Source organism: Streptomyces sp. TSRI0107, assembly GCF_001905845.1.
Taxonomy (GTDB): Bacteria; Actinomycetota; Actinomycetes; order Streptomycetales; family Streptomycetaceae; genus Streptomyces.
Window position 1 is genome coordinate 16,366 of record NZ_LIVZ01000011.1, and the last position, 19,278, is coordinate 35,643.

The window sequence follows — 19,278 nt, forward strand, 5'->3', positions numbered from 1 at the left end:
CCCGCACGGTGAGGGCTCCGCTTCGGCCGATCGGCCGAAGCGGAGCCCTCACCGCGTCTCGGGCGGGTGTACGGCGGCGACTGTGCGCCGGTGTCAGCGGGCAGGGGGCGCCAGGACGTCAGGTGCGGTCGATATGGACATTCGTCGACTTCACCCGCGCGGTGGCCTCCATGCCGACCTCCAGGCCCAGCTGCTCCACCGCCTCTCGGGTGAGCAGGGAGACCAGGCGGTGCGGGCCGGCCTGGATCTCGACCTGGGCGGCGATGTCGCCGAGCTTGATCGCGGTGACGATGCCGGGGAAGGCGTTGCGGGCCGAGGTGTACGGGGTCTCCTCCTCGGCGTTGCCGGACTGCGCGAGTTCGACGGAGAAGGCGGCGAGGTCCCGTCCGTCGATGAGCCGCCGCCCGGTGTCGTCACGGTGGGTCGCGAACCGGCCGGCGTCCGCCCAGCGGCGTGCGGTGTCGGGGCTGACACCGAGCAGTCGCGCGGCCTGACCGATCGTGTAGGAGTGCATGTCCGTCACGATAGGGCCGCCTCGCGGTCGACCGACACCCGCGACCAGGTAGGTCACGCCTCGACCAGGTAGGTCATGGCTCCTCCAGGCCCGACACCCGGAACACGGCCAGGGCGGTCTCGTGGTCGACGTGCCGGATCAGGCGGCGCAGCGCGGAGCGTCCGCACCGCAGGGTGCCCGTGCTCTCGGAGTGGTGGGCGCCCGCGTCGAGGTGGCGCCACAGGTCAGGGTTGTCGACGAGCACCTGGGGGTCGAGTTCGACCCAGTCGCCGAACGCGTCACGCAGCATGACGCGCTGGGCGACGCCGCCGTGGCAGCGCACGGTGACCAGCAGATCGGTGCGGAGCCGCCGGGTGCGCAGCAGGGACCGTGTCTCCAGCCAGCCCGGTCCGGCCGTCACGCGGGGTGGGCACAGCATGAGGAAGAGCAGCGCGGACAGGGTCAGCCAGATCACGCCGCGCCAGGGAGCGAGGGTGCCGGCGGCCCAGTCGGTGAGGATCAGCGTGGAGAGAAGTGCGGCCGCACAGGCCAGGGCGCTGCCCCGGTGGCGTGTCCAGTGACGGTCGGAGGCCGTGGGGCCGGAGTGCCGCTCGGGTAAGCGGGACAGTTCGCCTCTTGCGCTGTCGAAGGGCGTCATGTGTTCGACGTTAGGGTCCCGGCGGGCGTGGACGGCGCGGCTTGACGTGACTCTGACGGGTCGGCGGGAGTTTCTTGACGCGGGTTTGCCCGGGTCGCCGGCGTCGCAGGCTTGGGGTGACTTCAGAAAGGGCTTGCTACGCATGCGGACATACGAGAACCCCGTCGTCCCCGGCTTCCACCCCGACCCCAGCGTGTGCCGGGTCGGCGAGGACTACTACCTGGTCTGTTCCAGCTTCGAGTACTTCCCCGGCATACCGGTCTTCCACAGCCGCGACCTGGTGCACTGGCGGCGGATCGGCAACGTGCTGGACCGGCCGGAGCAGTTGCCGGTGCCGGACGAGGTCCCGGCGTCGGGCGGGATCTACGCGCCGACGATCCGCCACCACGACGGCCGGTTCCACGTCATCACCACCAACGTCGGCGGTGGGGGCAACTTCATCGTGACCAGCGAGCGGCCCGAGGGCCCCTGGTCCGACCCGGTCTGGATCGACCTGCCCGGCATCGACCCCGACCTGGCCTGGGACGACGACGGCACCTGCTGGGTCGCGCTGGCCGGGGTCGGTCTGGCCCGGATCGAGCCGGCGACGGGGAAGGTGCTGGAAGGTCCGGTGCCGGTGTGGTCGGGGTCGGGGAAGCGGGACCCGGAAGGGCCGCACCTGTACCGGGTGGGGGACTGGTGGTACCTGCTGGTGGCCGAGGGCGGCACCGCGCGCGGCCACTCCGTCTCCGTCGCCCGCGCCCGCTCCCCGCTGGGCCCCTACGAACCGGCGTCGCACAACCCGGTCCTGTCCCACAGCGGTACCCGGGAGCCGGTCCAGTGCACCGGGCACGCCGACCTGGTCGAGGCGGCCGACGGCAGCTGGTGGATGGTGCTGCTCGGCACCCGGCCGCGCGGCTACTTCCCGGAGTTCCACGTCCTCGGCCGCGAGACGTTCCTGGCGCCGGTGGAGTGGGTCGACGGCTGGCCCCGGGTGGGCCCCGTACGGGATCGGCATCCGGCGCCCGCGGCCTGGCACCCGCAGGCGGCCGACCCGGCGCGGGACGACTTCGACGGCACCGCACTCGCCCCCTACTGGATCTCCCCGCGCCGCCGCGCCGAGGGCTCCTGGTCGCTGACCGAGCGGCCTGGGTGGCTGACGCTCACCGCGACCGGGGACAGCCTCGACCGCCCCGGTCACACCTTCGTCGGACGCCGGCAGCAGCATCACGACTGCCGGGCGGCGGTACGGCTGGACCCGGCGGACGCGCGGGCCGGGCTCTCGGTCCGGCTGGACGAGGCGCACCACTACGACCTGGAGGTCGCCCAGGGGGTGGCGAGCGTGATCGCCCGGATCGGTCCGGTCCGGCAGGTCCTCGCGGAGCATCCGGTGCCGCCGGGGCCGGTCACCCTCGCCGTCGGCATCCGCACGACCGGCGTACGTCCGCCGACGGCCGTACTGCCCGGCGAGGACAGCCCGGGGCTGCGGTCGGGCGGGCCCGACACGCTCGCCTTCTCCGTCGAGGGCCCGGACGGGTCCGTGACGCTCGCTGAGCTGGACGGGCGTTATCTGTCCACCGAGGTCGCCGGCGGGTTCACGGGCCGGGTGATCGGGATGTACGCCACCGAGGGACGGGCGGCGTTCGACTGGTTCGACTACCGGGCCGGCGACTGACGGGCACCCGGCGCGAGGTGGGGCCGGTCCGTGGGCCGGCCCCGTTCGAACCGTGCCGCTCAGGCGGCTGTCATCACCTGACCGGTGTCCTGCGGACGGTGCGGGGCGATGATCCGGCCGTCCGGCAGGAGCTCACCGGTGTCCTCGAAGAGGACGACGCCGTTGCACAGCAGGCTCCATCCCTGCTCCGGGTGGTGCGCCACGAGTCGGGCGGATTCCCGGTCGGCGGAGTCGGCGGTCGGGCACGGTGGCTGGTGCTGGCACATTGGTGAGGTCTCTCGCTCTGTCGTGTTCATGGCCGCCCCCGTTGGATAAGTCGGTCGGAACCCAGTGTTGCCCCGCGGGCGTCGATCCGCAGGGATTTCGCAGCACCGCTTCTCACAGGTTCATGACGCGTCACCCACGCGGACGGTTCATCCCAACTGCACTGTCCCTTTGGGTGGTTCGGGGTGGTCGGAAGGGGCTAGTCCGGAAGGGGGGTGCCTTCGGCGGGCGGGCCGGGGCGAACGGCCGTACCCCGCCGCGGAGTCGCCGCGACGGGGTACGGAACGCGCTGTCTTCGATCTGCGACCTCAGGCGGGTGAGCCCAGCAGCGGTGTCGGTGTCGCCCGCAGGGTCAGCACCGGGAGCAGATCGGCGACCCGGTGCGGGCGGTGGGCCGCGATGCCGGGCGGGGCGGGCGCCAGCGGGACCAGCAGGTCGGTGGCCGCGGGGTGGCCGGCGGCGCCGTCCGCGGTGGGGTCGCCGTGCAGCCAGAGGGTGAGCATGTAGAGGCTGGGTACGGACAGAAGACGCGGCTGGTAGGCCTGGGGCAGGGTCTCGGCCTGCGCCAGCGCGCGCTCGGTGGACGGGATGTACGGCCCCTCGAAGAAGTGGGAGAACGCCCACCCGTCGGGGGTCAGCCGGCTCTCGGCGGCGGCCACGGACCGGTCGCCGGAGCGGATCAGGAAACGCCAGCCGGCCAGCCGGGTGGCTGCCACGCCCTTGGCGCTGACGCTGTCGAGGACGTGGACGGGCAGGGGCAGCTCGGGAGTGACGGGACCCTGCACGGCGCGCAGGGAGGGAGTTCGAGCCTCGCGGACCGCGGTGGGGGAACCGAGTGCCGTGAGGACGGAGCGAAGTGCGGGCGCGGGAGCCGGGGGGACATGCAGCGGCATGGTGGGTCGCCTCTCATTCGACAGGCACGGTGGCGCGAGGAGGGCAGGGCTGGGCGGACGGCGCTGTCAGCTCATGAAGGTCAGAGAGGCGGGCCGGGGTCCGTGCACGAGGGATGTGTGTGTACGGGGGCTGCCGCGGGGTATCGGCGGCAGGCTCCGGAGGCCGGGCGCCAACCTTCTCTGCCTTGTTCGCGGAGTTTATACGACACTTGTTCACTCGTTGTTTCATCTAGCTGATTCAGGGCACTCCGGCAAGGTGTCATTCAGCCGGTGAGGCGGCGACGATACATGTGGAATCATCCCGATTCCGGGCCGGCTGCGCGGCGGTGACCTCGGCTAATAGCGGCGCTGCGGTCGGCGCATTGTCGTCGGCGTTTTTCACGAGTGGGTGGAGTGCCGGAAATTGCCTTCTGCGTCATGCCTGATGAATGTGCCGTCGATCATTCCGGTCGGCGTGACCAGAGTAGCCGTCCGGGGCCTCGGCCGGGGACGTTATGGATCGCTTCGGCTGGGCATCATCCCCCCTGCACCGGACACCGGGGGCCGGACCGTCCGGCCTGCCCGCCGAAGGAGGGACGCTTCGATGGGGGAGAAGGTCGTGGCAGGCGCGTTCGACCTGTCCGATCGGCAGCGCTACCGCGACAAGCTCCAGCAGTGCCTGAAGGGGCTGGAGCGACTCCTGGAGGAGCAGCGGTTCGACCGGCCGAAGAATCTCATGGGCCTGGAGATAGAGCTGAATCTCGCGGGTGGCGACGGCATGCCGAAAATGCTGAACGGCGAGGTCCTCGAAAGGATCGCCAGCCGCGACTTCCAAACAGAACTCGCCATGTTCAACCTGGAAGTGAACATCGCCCCGCACCGGCTGGGTGCGCGGGTATTCGACCAGCTCGCCGAGGAACTCCGTACCGCGCTGGCATATGCCCACCGAAAGGCCGGGGAGGTCGACGCGGGAATCGTGATGATCGGCATTCTGCCGACCCTGGAACGCGACGACCTGGTCTCCACGAACCTTTCCGCCGTCGACCGCTACACCCTGCTCAACGACCAGATCGTGGCCGCCCGCGGCGAGGATTTCACGCTCGACATCGACGGCGTGGAACACCTCGTCTGCACGTCCAAGTCCATCGCCCCCGAGGCCGCGTGCACCTCCGTGCAGCTGCACCTCCAGGTCACCCCGGGCCGCTTCGCCGCCGTGTGGAACGCGGCGCAGGCGGCGTCGGCCGCGCAGATCGCCGTGGGCGCGAACTCGCCCTTCCTGTTCGGACGGGAACTGTGGCGGGAGTCCCGGCCGCCGCTGTTCCAGCAGTCCACCGACACGCGTCCGCCCGAGCTCCAGGCCCAGGGCGTGCGCCCGCGGACCTGGTTCGGGGAGCGGTGGGTGTCCTCCGCGCACGACCTGTTCCAGGAGAACCTGCGCTACTTCCCGGCGCTGCTGCCGATCTGCGACGACGAGGACCCGCTGGCCGTGCTGGACGCGGGCGGCGTGCCCAAGCTCGCCGAGCTGGTGCTGCACAACGGCACGGTGTACCGCTGGAACCGGCCGGTGTACGGCATCGCCGACGGCGTCCCCCATCTGCGCGTGGAGAACCGCGTGCTGCCGGCCGGGCCGACCGTGACCGACGTCGTCGCCAACGCGGCGTTCTACTACGGCCTGGTCCGCGCGCTGGCCGAGGAGGCGCGGCCGGTGTGGACCCGGCTGCCGTTCGAGGACGCGGCGGCCAACTTCGACGCGGCGTGCCGGTACGGCATCGAGGCACGCTTCACCTGGCCGCGGCGCGGGCGCTACGGCGGCCTCACCGAGGTCGACGCGGTGAGCCTCGTACGCGACGAACTGCTGCCGCTGGCCTCGGCCGGGCTGGACGCGTGGGGGGTGGAGCCCGCCGACCGGGACTTCTACCTCGGCGTGATCGACGAGCGGTGCCGGCGCCGGGTGAACGGCGCGTCCTGGCAGGTCGCGACGTTCCACCGGGCCCTGGAGGCGGGGCTGTCGAGGGAAGCGGCACTGGCCGCGACGACGCGGCGGTACGCCGAGTTGATGCGGGAGGGGGAGCCGGTGCATCTGTGGCCGGTGGGGCTGCGGGAGCCAGTGGTGGCCGGCTGAGCGGGGGGAGCCGTTCGGTCGAGGGCCGGGTCACTGCGTGCGCGGCGGACGGGGCCTCTCGGCGCACCGGTCAGGGGTGGTGGGAGGGCGAGGGCTCGGTGAGGTGGGGAGGTTCGTAAGCTCTGTCTCCAGCCGTCGCGGGTGTGGCGGGTGTGAGGCAACGGGAGGCAGAGTGCAGGCGGACTCGGACGCGGTGGCTGGTTCCTCCCCGCTGGAGCGGCCCGGGCGGCGGGTTCTGCGGGACGAGACCTTGCTGGTACTGGCGCTCTCGCTCGGCGCCAGCGGGGTCTCCGCGCTGATCAGCTTCATCGGCTCGGTGACCAGACCGGGCGGCCTCAAGGACCAGGCCGCCACGCTCAACGCCTCGGCCGCGCCGGGCCGCCCCTGGCTCGACCTCGCCTGGCAGCTCTTCGGCATCACGACCGCGCTGGTGCCGGTCGCCCTCGTCGCGCACTTCCTGCTGCGCGAGGGCGAGAGCCTGCGCACCCTGGGCTTCGACCGCACCCGGCCCTGGCCGGACCTGGGCCGGGGTGCCGCGATCGCCGCGGTGATCGGCAGTACCGGCATCGCCTTCTACCTCGCCGCGCGCGGCCTCGGTTTCAACCTCACCGTGGTGCCCGAGGCGCTGCCCGACGTGTGGTGGAAGTACCCGGTGCTCATCCTCTCGGCGGTGCAGAACGCCGTCGTGGAGGAGGTCATCGTGGTCGGCTATCTGCTGCGCCGGCTGAACCAGTTGGGCTGGTCGCCCGGCGGCGCGCTGATGGCCAGCTCCGTCCTGCGCGGCTCGTACCACCTCTACCAGGGCATCGGAGGCTTCATCGGCAACCTGGTGATGGGCGTCGTCTTCGTCCACCTGTACCGGCGCTGGGGCCGGGTGGGGCCCCTGGTGGTGGCGCACTCGCTGCTCGACATCGGGGCGTTCGTCGGGTACGCGCTGCTGGCCGGCCGGGTGGACTGGTTGCCGACGGCGTGAGCGACCGGGCTGGGGGAGGGGGCGTACGGCTGCTTCGTACGCCCCCTTCTCGTGTCCTCTTCTCGCCTTCCTCAGGCGTGCAGTTCGCCCTCGATCACGGTGACCGCGTGTCCGCTGAGGAGCGTGCGGTCGCCGCGCAGTTCGACGTGGACCCGGCCGGAGCGCGGTGAGGCCTGGAGGCCGGTCAGCGTGGTGCGGCCCAGGCGCTCGGACCAGAACGGGGCGAGCGCGGTGTGGGCGCTGCCGGTCACCGGGTCCTCGTCGATGCCGACGTTCGGGAAGAAGCAGCGGGAGACGAAGTCGTGGCCGCGGGCCGGGTCGTCGGCGCGGGCGGTGGCGATGATGCCGCGCCGGGAGTACGCGGCGAGCGCCTTGTGGTCGGGTGCCAGGGCGTGCACCGTCTTCTCGTCGGCGAGTTCGAGCAGCAGGTCACCGACGTTCGGGCCGGTGTCGAAGGCCGCGCGGGGTACCGCGCCCAGGGCCTCGGCGACCCCGTCCGGCACGTCGACGGGGGTGAGCGGGGCGGTGGGGAAGTCCAGGGTGATCGAGCCGTCCTGGCGGGGTGTCGCGATGAGGACGCCGCTGCGGGTGGCGAAGCGGACGGGGCCCTCGTGGGCGCCGGTGGTGTGCAGCACGTGGGCCGTGGCGAGTGTGGCGTGGCCGCACATCGCGACCTCGGAGACGGGGGTGAACCAGCGCAGCGCCCAGTCGGCCTCGCCGCCCTCGGGCAGGCGGTGCGCGAAGGCGGTCTCGGCGTGGTTGACCTCCATGGCCACGTTCTGGAGCCAGGCGTCGTCCGGGTAGGCGTCGAGGAGCAGGACCCCCGCCGGGTTGCCGGCGAAGGGACGGTCGGTGAAGGCGTCGACGATTCGAATCCGCATGGCATGACGCTAGGGGTTCGGTGGAGCCGCGGACCAAGGCCAATTCGCGAGTGTTGGATTGATTTCGCGGGCGGTGGTGGTCCCCGGTCCGGCTCCTCGCGCCGAGCGTGGCGCCAATCGGCGCGCCGGCAGGGCCAGTTGCCCGACGGTTGGCGGATGACCCTCGGGGCCGGTGCCGGTGAGGATGACCGGCATGGATCCCGAACTCGAAGCCTTCATCCCCTTGCTCCCCAGTTTCGACCTGACCGATCCGGTCGCCTACCGCAAGACCTACACCGAGCTGGCCGCCGCGAGGCCGGAACCCGACACCACGGGACTGGAGATCGAGGACCGCACGGTGCCCGCCGATCCGGACGTGCCGGTGCGGATCTACCGCCCGGACCAGGCGCGGGGTGCCGTCGTCTGGCTGCACGGCGGCGGATGGGTGGTCGGCGACCTGGACACCGAACGCCATTGGGCCGCCCCGATCGCGCGACTCTCCGGCGCCGTCGTGATCAGCGTCGACTACCGCCTGGCGCCCGAGCACCGGTTCCCGGCCGCCCTGGACGACGTCCACGCCGTACTGACCTGGGCGCACCGGCACGCCGCCGAGCTCGGCGTCGACCCGGACCGGATCGCGGTCGGCGGTCACAGCGCCGGCGGCGCGCTCGCGGCCGCGGTGGCCCTGCGGGCCCGCGACGAGCAGGGGCCGCCGATCCGCTTCCAGCTGCTCAACGAGGCCACCCTCGACGACCGGCAGCGGACGTGGTCGGCGCGGAACTTCACCGACACGCCCTGGAACACCCGTGCCGTGCGCGTCGCGGCGATGGAGCACTACCTGGGCTCCCAGCCCGCCACGCCGTACGCCGCACCCGCGCGGGCCGACGACCTGACCGGTCTGCCGCCGGCCTACGTCGCCACCGCGGAGTTCGATCCGAATCGCGACGAAGGCATCGAGTACGCGCTGCGCCTGCTCCAGGCGGGCGTGCCGGTGGAGCTGCACCAGTGGCCGGGCACCTTCCACGGGTCGCTGGCGATCCAGTCCGCCGAGGTCTCGCAGCGACAGCTCGCCGAGATCGGCGGCGCCCTGCGCCGTGCCCTCACCGGGTGAGGCGGTGGTGACCGCCGAGACGAAGAGCGATTTTGTGGAAGAGAGCATGGGGCGGCTGCTGCGCCCGTATGCACGGACCTTCGCGGCCGTCGTGATCCTTCAGGTGATCGGCGCTCTCGCGGGTCTCGCGCCGCTGCTCGCGGTCGTGGAGCTGGGGCGCACCCTGCTGGAGCCCGGACCGGTCGACCGCGACCATGTCCGGACGGTCGTGATCGCGGGCGCGGTCGGCCTGTTCGTCCGGCTGGTGTTCACGGCGGCGTCGTCCGGCATCGGCCATCTCCTGGACGGCAAGGTGCAGTTGACCTTCCGCAGGCAACTGGCCGCGCGGCTGGGGCGTGTGCCGATCGGCTGGTTCGCCCGGCGCCGGACCGGTGAACTGGCCAAGGTGGTCGGGGAGGACGTCGGCGCCGTGCACCCGTTCATCGCGCACACCCCCGGCGAGCTGGTCTCCGCCTTCGTGGTGCCGTCGGCGTCGCTGGTCTACCTGTTCACCGTCGACTGGCGGCTCACGCTGATCACCCTGGTACCGGTGGTACTGGCCGTGGCGCTGGTCCCGCTGATGATGACCCCGGCCCGGCTGCGTGAGCAGGAGGAGTTCGACGGGGCCATGGCCCGGATCTCCGGTTCCGTCGTCGAGTTCGTACAGGGCATCTCGGTGGTCAAGGCGTTCGGCGGGACCGGGCGCGCCCACCGCGCGTTCCGCACCGCCGCGGACGACTTCGTCGAGACCTTCGGCCGGTGGGTGCACGGCCTCTCCAGGATCGCCGCGGGCATGCAGCTCGCGCTGTCGCCGCCGTTCGTCCTGCTGGTCGTACTGACCGGCGGTACGGCCCTCATCACGAACGGCGACCTGGCGCCGGCCGACCTGTTGCCGTTCCTGCTGCTCGGACTGGGTCTGACCGCTCCCGTGGCCGCCCTCGGGCACGGCTTCGACGAGATGCAGGCGGCGCGCCGCGCGGTCGGCCGGATCCGGGAGGTGCTGGCGACGGAGCCGCTGCCGGAGCCCGCGCGCCCGGTGGCGCCCCAGGGGCGGCGGGTGGAACTGCGGGACGTCCGCTTCGGCTACACGGCCGACCGCGAGGTGCTGCGCGGCATCGACCTCGTCCTGGAGCCGGGCACGGTCACTGCGATCGTCGGACCGTCGGGGAGCGGGAAGTCGACGCTGGTGCAGCTGTTGCCGCGGTTCTTCGACCCCACCCACGGGTCCGTCCTGCTCGGCGGCGTCGATCTGCGCGACCTCGGCAGCCGGGAGCTGTACCGGGCGGTCTCCTTCGTCTTCCAGGACGTCCGGCTGCTGCGCGCGTCGGTCGCGGACAACATCGCCCTCGCGGTACCGCACGCCCACCTCGACGACGTGGTGCGCGCGGCCCGGCTGGCGAACATCCACGACCGCGTCCTCGAACTGCCCCGCGGCTACGACTCGGTGATCGGTGAGGACGCCGGCCTGTCGGGCGGCGAGGCACAGCGGATCTCGCTCGCCCGCGCGCTGCTCGCCGACACGCCCGTGCTGGTGCTCGACGAGGCGACCGCGTTCGCGGATCCGCGCACCGAGCAGGCGGTACGCCGGGCGCTGGCGACGCTTCACGGCGAGCGGACCGTTCTGGTCATCGCCCACCGCCTGGAGACGATCGCCGACGCCGACACCGTCGTGATGCTGGAGGACGGGGCGATCGTCGAGCGCGGCACGCCCGCCGAACTGCTGGCTCGGAACGGCAGATTCGCCGACTTCTGGCAAGCCCACCGATCGGCCGCGCTCCGGCAGTCCCATCGTTCGGCCGGGATCCCGCAGGCCCACCGATCGGCCGTGCTCCGGCAGTCCCATCGTTCGGCCGCGCTCCGGCCATCCCACCGATCAACGACCGCCGACGAGAACGAAGCCCACGGTGACGTACCGCGAGGAGACGACTCCCGATGATCCGAATGCTGCTGCGCGTGCTAGGCCGCGCGTACGCCCGGCCACTGCGCCGCACCGTGGCTCTGATGACGACGACCGCGGTGGCCGAGGGCCTGTCCTACGCGCTGCTGGCTCCCGTGCTGCGGGAGCTGTTCGGGAGCACGCCCGGGGACGCCTGGCCCTGGCTGACCGCGTTCGGGATCGCGTTCGCGGTCTACGCGGCGCTGCGCTACCTCAGCGACCTGTCCGGCTTCCACGTCGGCAGCGCGCTGCTGCGCGGCATGTACCACCGGCTCGGCGACCATCTGGCGAGGCTTCCCCTCGGCTGGTACGGCTCGGGTCGCCTCGGCGAGGTGTCCGTCCTGGCCAGTCGTGGCGTCCTGGACGCGATGAGCGTCATCGCGCATCTGCTGGCACCCTTCGTCTCGGCCGGTGTGACCCCGCTGACGATCGTCGTCGTGATGCTGGTGCTCGACTGGCAGATGGGGCTGGCCGCGCTGGCCGCCGTACCGGTCGTGGCGGCGATCCAGGTGTGGACGGCACGCGCGACGGCCGCTCAGGACGCGCGCCGCGAGGAACGCGACCACGAGGCCACCGGGCGGGTCATCGAGTTCCTTCAGGCGCAGCCGGTGCTGCGGGCCGGTGGCCGGACCACCGAACGCTTCCGGCTGCTCGACGACGCGCTGCGGGACGTCCAGCGAGCGTCCCGCCGGTCCACGCTCTCGGCGCTGCCCGGCGCGGTGGGCCTGACGCTCACCGTGCAGGCCGCGTTCACCGGACTGCTGGCCCTGGGCGCCTACCGCGCGCTCGACGGAAGCATCGGTGCGGCCGAGCTCCTGACGATCCTGGTGCTGGCCGCCCGCTGCGCCGATCCACTGCTGTCGCTGACGGACATCGCCGGGAAGCTGCGCGGCGCCCGGTCCGTGCTGGCGCGGCTCGACGCGGTGCTCGGCACCGCCCCGCTGCCGGAAGCCGCCGAACCGGTCCAGCCGCGAGGCCATGGCCTGGAGTTCGAGTCGGTCGTCTTCCGGCAGGGCGATCGCACGGTGATCGACGACGTCTCGCTGTCCGTCCCGGAGGGTCAGCGGCTCGCCGTCGTGGGACCGTCGGGCGCGGGCAAGAGCACGTTGCTGCACCTGCCGGCGCGGTTCCACGACGTGGACGGGGGCGCGGTGCGCGTGGGAGGCGTGGACGTGCGCTCGATCGACCCCGAGGTGCTGATGGCCCGGATCGCCATCGTCTTCCAGGACGTCTATCTCTTCGACGGCACGATCGAGGAGAACGTCCGGCTGGGCCGGCCCGACGCCACCGACGCCGAGGTGCGGGAGGCGGCCACCGCGGCGCGGCTGGACGAGGTGATCGAGCGGCTGCCCGGCGGCTGGGACGCGCGTGTCGGCGAGGGCGGCGCACTGCTGTCGGGCGGTGAACGCCAGCGCGTGTCGATCGCCCGGGCGCTGTTGAAGGACGCGCCCGTCGTGCTGCTGGACGAGGTGACCTCGGCGCTCGACCCGGTGAACGAGGCGGCCGTCCACGAGGGCATCGAGCGCCTGATGGCGGGCCGGACGGTGGTGATGGTCGCGCACCGGATGCGGACCGTCGAAAGCGCTGACCGCGTGGTGTTCCTGGACGGCGGCCGGGTGGTGGAGGAGGGCGGCCACGAGGAGCTGCTGCGCCGGGGCGGCCGTTACGCCGAGTTCTGGGGCATCTCCATGGCGCCGGCGGGAGGCTGAGCGAGCGAGCCCCTTGCCGTAAGCATCGTTCCGATATATCGTTGAGGCATCGCGAGCGATACGCGACAGATCAGCGATCGAATGGAGTGATGATCATGCGTACCCACGGATTCGAGCGTGGACACGGTGGTTCCGGCCGTCACGGCCGGGGTGGTTTCGGTGGCGGCCTCGGTGCCGGTTTCGAGGGGCGGCGTGCGGCCTTCGGCCCGTTCGGGCCGGGTGGTCCCGGCTTCGGCGGACCGGGATTCGGTGCGGGCCCCTGGGGGCCCCGAGGGCGCGGCGGACCGCGTGGCAGGGCGCGGCGAGGTGACGTACGGGCCTCGATCCTGGCCTTGCTGAAGGAGCGGCCGATGCACGGCTACGAGATGATCCAGGAGATCGCCGAACGCAGCGGCGGCGCCTGGAAGCCCAGCCCCGGCTCGGTGTACCCGACCCTTCAGCTGCTGGAGGACGAGGGTCTCATCGTCAGTGAGTCCGAGGGCGGCAAGAAGCTGTTCTCGCTCACCGAGACGGGCCGCACGGCGGCCGAGGAAGGCCCGGACGCCCCCTGGGAGGAGGCCTCGCGCGGGGTCGACTGGGAGGCGCTGAACGACATCCGCCAGGCCGGGTTCGGCCTGATGGAGGCCTTCGGCCAGGTCTGGAAGACCGGCAGCGCCGAGCAGCGCGAGAAGGCGCTGGCCGTCATCAACGACGCCCGCAAGAAGCTGTACCTCATCCTCGCCGACGAGGACTGAGCGGCTGCGCAGGCCCTACGGCGACGAGAGCGCCCCGCGGACACCCCGCGGGGCGCTCTCCCGTGCCCGGCGGGCGTCCGCCGCTGTCCCGTCAGCCGACCGGTCCGCCCAGCTTGCGCAGCGACTCGTGGAGCGCGGCCGTCGCCGAGTCCGTCAGCTTGCCCGCCATCAACGACACCGCGGCGCCGGTGAACTCGCCGTCGATCCGGATCGCCGTGCCGCCCCCGGTCGGCGTCAGGGTGTAGCGGGTGGCCACCGTCACGGCCATCGGACCCTTGCCGCGGATCGCCAGCCCCCGGGCCGGCGTCACCTCCTCGACGGTCCACTCGACCTCGGCGGGGAAGCCCACGAGCCTCATGTTCTCCTGGAAGGTCGCGCCCACCTCCAGGCTCGCGGGGCCGCCCTGCGGGAAGGCGGTGTGGGTGGCGTTCCACTCCGCGTGCGTGATCTCATCCGTAAGGAGGAGATTCCGGCCAGGGATGTCCGCTCCGCGTGGGACGCGAAGATGCGTCCTGCCGGGGATGCCCCGATCGGCGAGGGCTGATGGGGTGGGGGATGTGCGACCCCGTTTCCCCCGGCAGTCGGGCCATGACCTCGGCGCCCACCGCGTGGACGACGATGCCGGGCTCAGTGCCGAGCTGGCATCGGTGCTCGCCGCTGCCCGCAGAAGGGCCGTACGCGACGGGGACGGGCAGATCGACACCGCCCATCTCCTCCACTCGCTCCTGGAGTACGACTCCGACGTCCGCGCCGCCCTCAGCGGTGGCCCCCGGCTCGCCCGGCTGCTCGGCTATCTCGTGCAGCGCAGCATCGGCTACGGCCTGCGCTGGCACGGCAGCGTCGAGGACTCCGGCGCGATCCCGGTCGTGCCCGGCTGCGAGGGCTTCTCGCCCGTGGCCGCGGCCGCGCTGTCGTACGCCCGTGGCCGGGCCGAGCGGCGCGGCGACCGCACCGCCCGCGGGGTCGACCTGCTCGCGGGGATCGTCGTGGATCCCGGGGCACGGGCGGTCGAGGTGCTGGGCCGGGCCGGGATCGACGTGGCGGAGCTGCGCACACGGCTCGACGACCGATCACTCGACGACCGATCACTCGACGGTCGATCACTCCACGGTCGATCGCTCGCCGACGGATCAGTCGATGGCGGATCGCTTGCCGACGGATCACTCGATGGCGGATCTCTCGACGACGGATCGCTCGACGGCCGGCTGTTCGAGGGGGCGCCGCGGCCGTACGTGCGGGGCGGCGAACCCGGGCTCTGAGGTCCAGCCGGTGAGACAGGTGTCAACGGGGATGACGGTCATGTCGTCGCCTGTCATCATGTGCCGGTGCATACGTCTGAGAGCAGTCACAGCAGCCGCGGGAAGGGCCTCGGCCTCGGTCTCGCGCTCGCGTCGGCGGTCGCCTTCGGCGGCTCCGGAGTCGCGGCCAAACCGCTGATCGAGGCGGGCCTCGACCCGCTGCACGTGGTCTGGCTGCGGGTGACCGGCGCGGCCCTGGTGATGCTGCCGCTCGCCGTGCGCCACCGCGCGCTGCTGCGCCGCCGGCCCGCGCTGCTCGCCGGGTTCGGGCTGCTCGCCGTGGCCGGTGTGCAGGCCTGCTACTTCGCCGCGATATCCCGGATCCCCGTAGGGGTCGCGCTGCTCGTCGAGTACCTGGCGCCCGCCCTGGTCCTCGGCTGGGTGCGGTTCGTGCAGCGGCGGCCGGTGACCCGGGCCGCGGCGCTCGGAGTGGTCCTCGCGGTCGGCGGGCTCGCCTGTGTCGTCGAGGTGTGGTCGGGACTCCGCTTCGACGCGCTCGGCCTGCTGCTCGCGCTCGGCGCCGCCTGCTGCCAGGTCGGCTACTTCGTCCTGTCCGACCAGGGCAGCGACTCCGGCGAGGACGCGCCCGACCCGCTCGGCGTCATCGCCTACGGCCTGCTGGTCGGCGCCGCCGTGCTGACCGTCGTCGCCCGGCCCTGGGGCATGGACTGGTCGGTGCTCACCGGCACCGCGCGCATGGACGGCACCCCGGTCGCGGCCTGGCTGCTGCTCGGCTGGATCGTGCTCGTCGCCACGGTCGTCGCCTACATCACCGGCGTGCTGTCCGTCCGCCGGCTGTCACCGCAGGTCGCCGGGGTCGTGGCCTGCCTCGAGGCGGTCATCGCCACCGTGCTGGCCTGGGTGCTGCTCGGCGAGCACCTGTCCGCCCCGCAGGTCGTGGGCGGCGCGGTGGTCCTGGTGGGCGCGTTCATCGCACAGTCCTCGACGCCGGCCAAGGGGGCCGCGGAGCCGGTCGCGGGCGGCGCGCCGGAACGGGAGCTGTCCGCGCGCGGCACGGCCACCTGACGCCCGGCCGGGGCCCCGGCACCCGTCAGCGGGCCCGGGCGGCCTCCCACGCCGACGGGTCGAGGAAGTGCACGTCGTAGCGGTCCTGCTCGGGCAGGAGGGCGTCGAAGGAGCCGGCGCCGTGGGCGATCCGGCCGAGGGCGCGGAAGTAGTCGAACCGGTCGACGCCCGGCGTCAGCACCACGAGCAGGTCGGCGCTGTGGCCGCGGGCGGCGCCGAAGGCGTGCGGCAGCCCCGGCGGGACGACGACCAGCCCGCCCGGTCCGACGGGTGTCAGCGTCCCGTCCAGGAAGAAGTCCACGGTGCCGTCGAGGACGTAGAACAGCTCGGACGACGCCGCGTGGTGGTGCGGCCGGGCTCCGTCGGCGCCCTCCGGAAGGGTGAGGCGGTTGGCGCCCAGCGTGCCGCCGGTGGCGCTCGCGTCGGCCAGCAGCCGGAAGCCGCCGCCGTGCGGCAGTGGCACGTGCTCGGCCTCCTCGGGCCGGACGATCAGCGGGTCGTGGGTGGTGGCGGTGCGCCGGGTCATGTCTCGTGGCTCCTGTCGGGGTGTGCCGGGCCGGGTCTCCATTCGAACGCGGGAACAGACCGTGAACCAGCGGCGGTTGGCGCTGGTGGTGATCACGGTTCGTGATGAATGGGGGAGCTGTGGAGCTGCGGCAGCTCGAGTACTTCGTGGCGGTGGCCGAGGAGGGCGGATTCGGCCGGGCCGCGGAACGGCTCGGCATCGTGCAGTCGGCCGTGAGCCAGCAGATCCGCCGCCTCGAGCGGCAGCTCGGTGTGCCGCTGTTCGATCGCTCCACGCGCCGGGTGCGGCTGTCGGGTGCCGGTGAGCGGCTGCTGCCCGAGGCGCGGGCAGCGCTGGCCGCCGCGCGGCGGGTGCGGGAGGTGGCCGCCGGCATCGTGTCCGGGGCGGACGGAGTGCTGCGGCTGGGCAGCGTGCACGGCCCCGGCGACCGGATCTACCGCCTGCTGGACGGACTGGCCGCGGTGGCCCCCCGGCTCAAGGTCAGGCTGCGGCGGCTCCCCCTCGCCGACCGGCTGGCCGCGGTGCGGGCCGGGGAGCTGGACGCGGCGCTGGTCCGCGGGCCGCTGACCGCGCCGGAGCCGGTCTTCCTGCCGGTGTGGGAGGACCCGCTGTACGTGGCGCTGCCCGCCGGCCATCCGCTGTCGGCCGGGCCGGCCCCGCGCCTGGAGCAGCTGGCGGACCTGCCCCTGCGGCTCGCCCCGCGCGAGCGCAACCCGCCCTTCCACGACCTGGTGACCGGCGCCCTGCGCGCGGCCGGCGCCGAACCGGTGCCGGGGCCGCCGTTCACGACCCTCCAGGAGACCCTGACCGAGATCGGCGCCGGCAGCCCCTCCTGGACGGTCTTCTACGAGGTGGCCGGACTGCCGTCGGTGCCGCGCGTGGCGATACGGCCGCTGGCCGGGCCGGCGCTCGTCACCTCGCTCGCCGTGCCGCCGGGCCCGCCCTCCGCGCCGCTGCGTCACCTGCTGGCGGCGGTGGCGCGGGTGGACGCCGGACCCGGGCCGGGTCAGAGCGCCGCGAGGTAGCCGGGCAGCTGCGTGCCGGGCTTCAGGGCGGCGTCGGCGACCGGCGTGTCGTACCCCTTGCGCAGCGGGACGACGCCGGCCCAGTGGGGGAGGTCGAGGTCCTCGGGCTCGTCGTTCACCCCGCCGGTGCGCAGCTTGGCCGAGACCTCGTTCAGGTCGAGGCGGATCACGGCCGTGGCGGCGAGTTCCTTCTTGTTGGCGGGGCGGGAGTCCTCGGCCCGGCCCGGCACCACGTGGTTCACCAGGGCGTCCAGGGCCTCGCGCTTCTCGTCGGGGTCCGTGACGTCGTACGCGAGGCCGTGCACCACCACCGAGCGGTAGTTGATCGAGTGGTGGAAGGCCGAGCGGGCCAGGATCAGCGCGTCGACGTGGGTGACCGTCAGGCACACCGGGAGGCCCGGGTCGGCCTGGCCGGTCATGCGCAGCGGGCGGGAACCCGTCGAGCCGTGCACGTACAGCCGCTCGCCGACCCGGCCGTAGAGCGTCGGCAGTACGACCGGGGCGCCGTCGCGGACGAAGCCCAGGTGGCAGACGTAACCCTCGTCGAGTATCGAGTGCACCAGCTCCCTGTCGTACCGGGCGCGGTCGGCCGAGCGGGTCGGGACGGTGCGGTCGGTCGGGGTGTAGGCGGCGGGCGACTCATCCGTCTGCCGGGTGGCCTGCATTGGCGCTCTCCATTGCACTAGTGCATAATCGTCTTTGTGCTAGGAGAATATCCGATCAGAGGGTGGCGCGCAGCGGATATCTCCGCGAGCGTCGAGGAGGCGGTGGCCTCCGGCGACCTGGAACCCGGCCGGCTGCTGCCGCCGATGCGGGAGCTGGCGACCCGGCTCGGAGTGAACCCGAACACCGTCGCGGCCGCCTACCGCACCCTGCGCGAGCGCGGGGTCATCGAGACCGACGGGCGCAGGGGCAGCCGGGTGCGCGCCAAACCGGCCACCACCGGACGCGAGTACATCCGGGTCGAGGTGCCGGAGGGGGTGCGCGACGTGGCCGCGGGCAACCCCGACCCCGCGCTGCTGCCACCGCTCGGCCCGGCCTTCGCGGCGGCGGCCGGACAGGGCGACCGGCATCCGGTGCTGTACGGCGAGGCGGCCGTGGAGCCCGAGCTGGCCCGGATCGCCCGCGCCGACCTCGACGCCGACGGGGTGCCGGACGGGCCGGTCGCGGTCGCCTCCGGCTCGCTCGACGCGATCGAGCGGGTGCTCGTCGCACACCTCAAGCCCGGCGACGCGGTCGCCGTCGAGGACCCCGGCTGGGGCAGCCTCCTCGACCTCGTCCCGGCGCTCGGGCTGCGCACGGTGCCCGTCGGCGTCGACGACGACGGACCGCTCCCGGACGACGTCCGCGCGGCCCTCGCCGGCGGGGCCCGTGCCCTGATCGTCACCGACCGGGCCCAGAACCCCACCGGCGCAGCGGTCACCGCCGCACGCGCGCGTGCCCTGCGGTCCGTGCTCCGCGACCACCCGGAGACCCTGCTGATCGAGGACGACCACGGGTACCGGATCGTCGACCTGCCGCTGCACCCGCTGGCCGGCGCCACCCGCCGCTGGGCCTTCGTGCGCTCGGTCGCCAAGGCCTACGGCCCGGACCTGCGGCTCGCCGTGCTCACCGGCGACACCGTCACCGTCGACCGGGTGGTCGGCCGCCAGCGGCTCGGGCCCGGCTGGGTCAGCCGGATCGTGCAGCGCGCGGTCGTCCGGCTCTGGACCGACGGAGCGGTGGACGCGCGGGCGGTGGCGAAGGCCTACGGGCGTCGCCGCGACGCGCTCGTCGACGCGCTCGCGGAACGCGGGATCGCGGCGCACGGGCGCAGCGGGATGAACGTGTGGATCCCGGTGCCCGACGAGACCGGAGCCGTCGCCCGGCTGCTGCACGCGGGCTGGGCCGTCGCCCCCGGCGCCCGCTTCCGGATGAGCGCCCCGCCCGGCATCCGCGTCACCGTCTCGGCGCTGACCGGCACCGAGACGGAGCCGCTGGCGGACGCGATCGCGTCGGCGGTGAGGCCGGCGCCGGCGCGGGGGTATGTCTGAGGCGG

General features: G+C 73.2%; 18 protein-coding genes and 1 pseudogene. 11 read left to right on the forward strand and 8 right to left on the reverse strand.

Annotated elements, in window-relative coordinates:
* Positions 1–118: 118 nt before the first annotated feature.
* Positions 119–514 (reverse strand): TOBE domain-containing protein, encoded by a 396-nt coding sequence (locus AMK31_RS27630; RefSeq protein WP_241842736.1) that lies wholly within the window; start codon positions 512–514, stop codon positions 119–121.
* Positions 515–587: 73 nt separating this feature from the next.
* Entirely contained in the window at positions 588–1,151 is a 564-nt protein-coding gene (locus AMK31_RS27635) for a hypothetical protein (protein WP_073943391.1), read from the reverse strand.
* Between the two features lie 142 nt (positions 1,152–1,293).
* Between AMK31_RS27635 and AMK31_RS27640 the strand changes: the two genes are divergently transcribed.
* Entirely contained in the window at positions 1,294–2,805 is a 1,512-nt protein-coding gene (locus AMK31_RS27640; protein WP_073943392.1) for a glycoside hydrolase family 43 protein, read from the forward strand.
* Positions 2,806–2,864: 59 nt separating this feature from the next.
* Here the strand turns inward: AMK31_RS27640 and AMK31_RS27645 are convergent, their stop codons facing one another.
* Together AMK31_RS27645 and AMK31_RS27650 are read right to left on the reverse strand one after the other, a co-directional pair.
* Positions 2,865–3,071 carry a DUF5999 family protein gene (locus tag AMK31_RS27645; RefSeq protein WP_073943393.1) on the reverse strand — a complete coding sequence of 69 codons (207 nt, stop codon included), beginning with the start codon at positions 3,069–3,071 and terminating at the stop codon, positions 2,865–2,867.
* Between the two features lie 306 nt (positions 3,072–3,377).
* Positions 3,378–3,962, reverse strand: a complete 585-nt coding sequence (locus AMK31_RS27650) for a hypothetical protein (RefSeq protein WP_073943394.1) — start codon at positions 3,960–3,962, stop codon at positions 3,378–3,380.
* Between the two features lie 583 nt (positions 3,963–4,545).
* Between AMK31_RS27650 and AMK31_RS27655 the strand changes: the two genes are divergently transcribed.
* Entirely contained in the window at positions 4,546–6,063 is a 1,518-nt protein-coding gene (locus tag AMK31_RS27655) for a glutamate-cysteine ligase family protein (RefSeq protein ID WP_073943395.1), read from the forward strand.
* A 172-nt stretch (positions 6,064–6,235) separates the two neighbouring features.
* Positions 6,236–7,036 carry a CPBP family intramembrane glutamic endopeptidase gene (locus AMK31_RS27660; RefSeq protein WP_073943396.1) on the forward strand — a complete coding sequence of 267 codons (801 nt, stop codon included), beginning with the start codon at positions 6,236–6,238 and terminating at the stop codon, positions 7,034–7,036.
* 71 nt (positions 7,037–7,107) lie between these two features.
* Here the strand turns inward: AMK31_RS27660 and AMK31_RS27665 are convergent, their stop codons facing one another.
* Complete coding sequence (locus AMK31_RS27665) at positions 7,108–7,917, reverse strand: PhzF family phenazine biosynthesis protein (protein WP_073943397.1); 810 nt, start codon at positions 7,915–7,917, stop codon at positions 7,108–7,110.
* Positions 7,918–8,110: 193 nt separating this feature from the next.
* On the opposite strand from AMK31_RS27665, the gene AMK31_RS27670 reads away from it, so the two are divergent.
* The 4 genes from AMK31_RS27670 (at position 8,111) to AMK31_RS27685 (ending at position 13,365) form a co-directional block, all read left to right on the forward strand.
* A complete protein-coding gene (locus AMK31_RS27670; protein WP_079186952.1) occupies positions 8,111–9,007 on the forward strand; it encodes an alpha/beta hydrolase in 897 nt (298 codons plus the stop codon).
* A gap of 46 nt (positions 9,008–9,053) precedes the next feature.
* Positions 9,054–10,922 carry an ABC transporter ATP-binding protein gene (locus tag AMK31_RS27675; protein ID WP_079186953.1) on the forward strand — a complete coding sequence of 623 codons (1,869 nt, stop codon included), beginning with the start codon at positions 9,054–9,056 and terminating at the stop codon, positions 10,920–10,922.
* On the forward strand, positions 10,919–12,631 hold the full coding sequence (locus AMK31_RS27680; protein ID WP_073943399.1) for an ABC transporter ATP-binding protein: 1,713 nt from the start codon (positions 10,919–10,921) through the stop codon (positions 12,629–12,631). The genes AMK31_RS27675 and AMK31_RS27680 overlap by 4 nt, the downstream gene beginning before the upstream one ends.
* 95 nt (positions 12,632–12,726) lie before the next feature.
* Complete coding sequence (locus tag AMK31_RS27685) at positions 12,727–13,365, forward strand: PadR family transcriptional regulator (protein WP_073943659.1); 639 nt, start codon at positions 12,727–12,729, stop codon at positions 13,363–13,365.
* 91 nt (positions 13,366–13,456) lie between these two features.
* Here AMK31_RS27685 and AMK31_RS27690 read toward each other — a convergent pair whose 3' ends face one another.
* On the reverse strand, positions 13,457–13,846 hold the full coding sequence (locus AMK31_RS27690; protein WP_073943660.1) for a type II toxin-antitoxin system Rv0910 family toxin: 390 nt from the start codon (positions 13,844–13,846) through the stop codon (positions 13,457–13,459).
* Between the two features lie 76 nt (positions 13,847–13,922).
* On the opposite strand from AMK31_RS27690, the pseudogene AMK31_RS27695 reads away from it, so the two are divergent.
* Positions 13,923–14,435 (forward strand): annotated as a pseudogene (locus AMK31_RS27695) (Clp protease N-terminal domain-containing protein); the annotation flags it as partial.
* Between the two features lie 249 nt (positions 14,436–14,684).
* Positions 14,685–15,689, forward strand: coding sequence for an EamA family transporter (locus tag AMK31_RS27700; protein WP_073943401.1), 1,005 nt, complete (start codon positions 14,685–14,687; stop codon positions 15,687–15,689).
* Positions 15,690–15,714: 25 nt separating this feature from the next.
* Here AMK31_RS27700 and AMK31_RS27705 read toward each other — a convergent pair whose 3' ends face one another.
* Positions 15,715–16,215 carry a cupin domain-containing protein gene (locus tag AMK31_RS27705; protein WP_073943402.1) on the reverse strand — a complete coding sequence of 167 codons (501 nt, stop codon included), beginning with the start codon at positions 16,213–16,215 and terminating at the stop codon, positions 15,715–15,717.
* 119 nt (positions 16,216–16,334) lie between these two features.
* Between AMK31_RS27705 and AMK31_RS27710 the strand changes: the two genes are divergently transcribed.
* Positions 16,335–17,240 carry a LysR family transcriptional regulator gene (locus tag AMK31_RS27710; RefSeq protein WP_073943403.1) on the forward strand — a complete coding sequence of 302 codons (906 nt, stop codon included), beginning with the start codon at positions 16,335–16,337 and terminating at the stop codon, positions 17,238–17,240.
* Here the strand turns inward: AMK31_RS27710 and AMK31_RS27715 are convergent.
* On the reverse strand, positions 17,222–17,905 hold the full coding sequence (locus tag AMK31_RS27715; protein ID WP_073943404.1) for a pyridoxamine 5'-phosphate oxidase family protein: 684 nt from the start codon (positions 17,903–17,905) through the stop codon (positions 17,222–17,224). The two genes, AMK31_RS27710 and AMK31_RS27715, sit on opposite strands and share 19 nt — an antisense overlap.
* Positions 17,906–17,941: 36 nt before the next feature.
* Here AMK31_RS27715 and AMK31_RS27720 point away from each other — a divergent pair, with 36 nt between their 5' ends.
* Positions 17,942–19,273 carry an aminotransferase class I/II-fold pyridoxal phosphate-dependent enzyme gene (locus tag AMK31_RS27720; RefSeq protein ID WP_073943405.1) on the forward strand — a complete coding sequence of 444 codons (1,332 nt, stop codon included), beginning with the start codon at positions 17,942–17,944 and terminating at the stop codon, positions 19,271–19,273.
* The last annotated feature ends 5 nt before the right edge of the window (positions 19,274–19,278 follow it).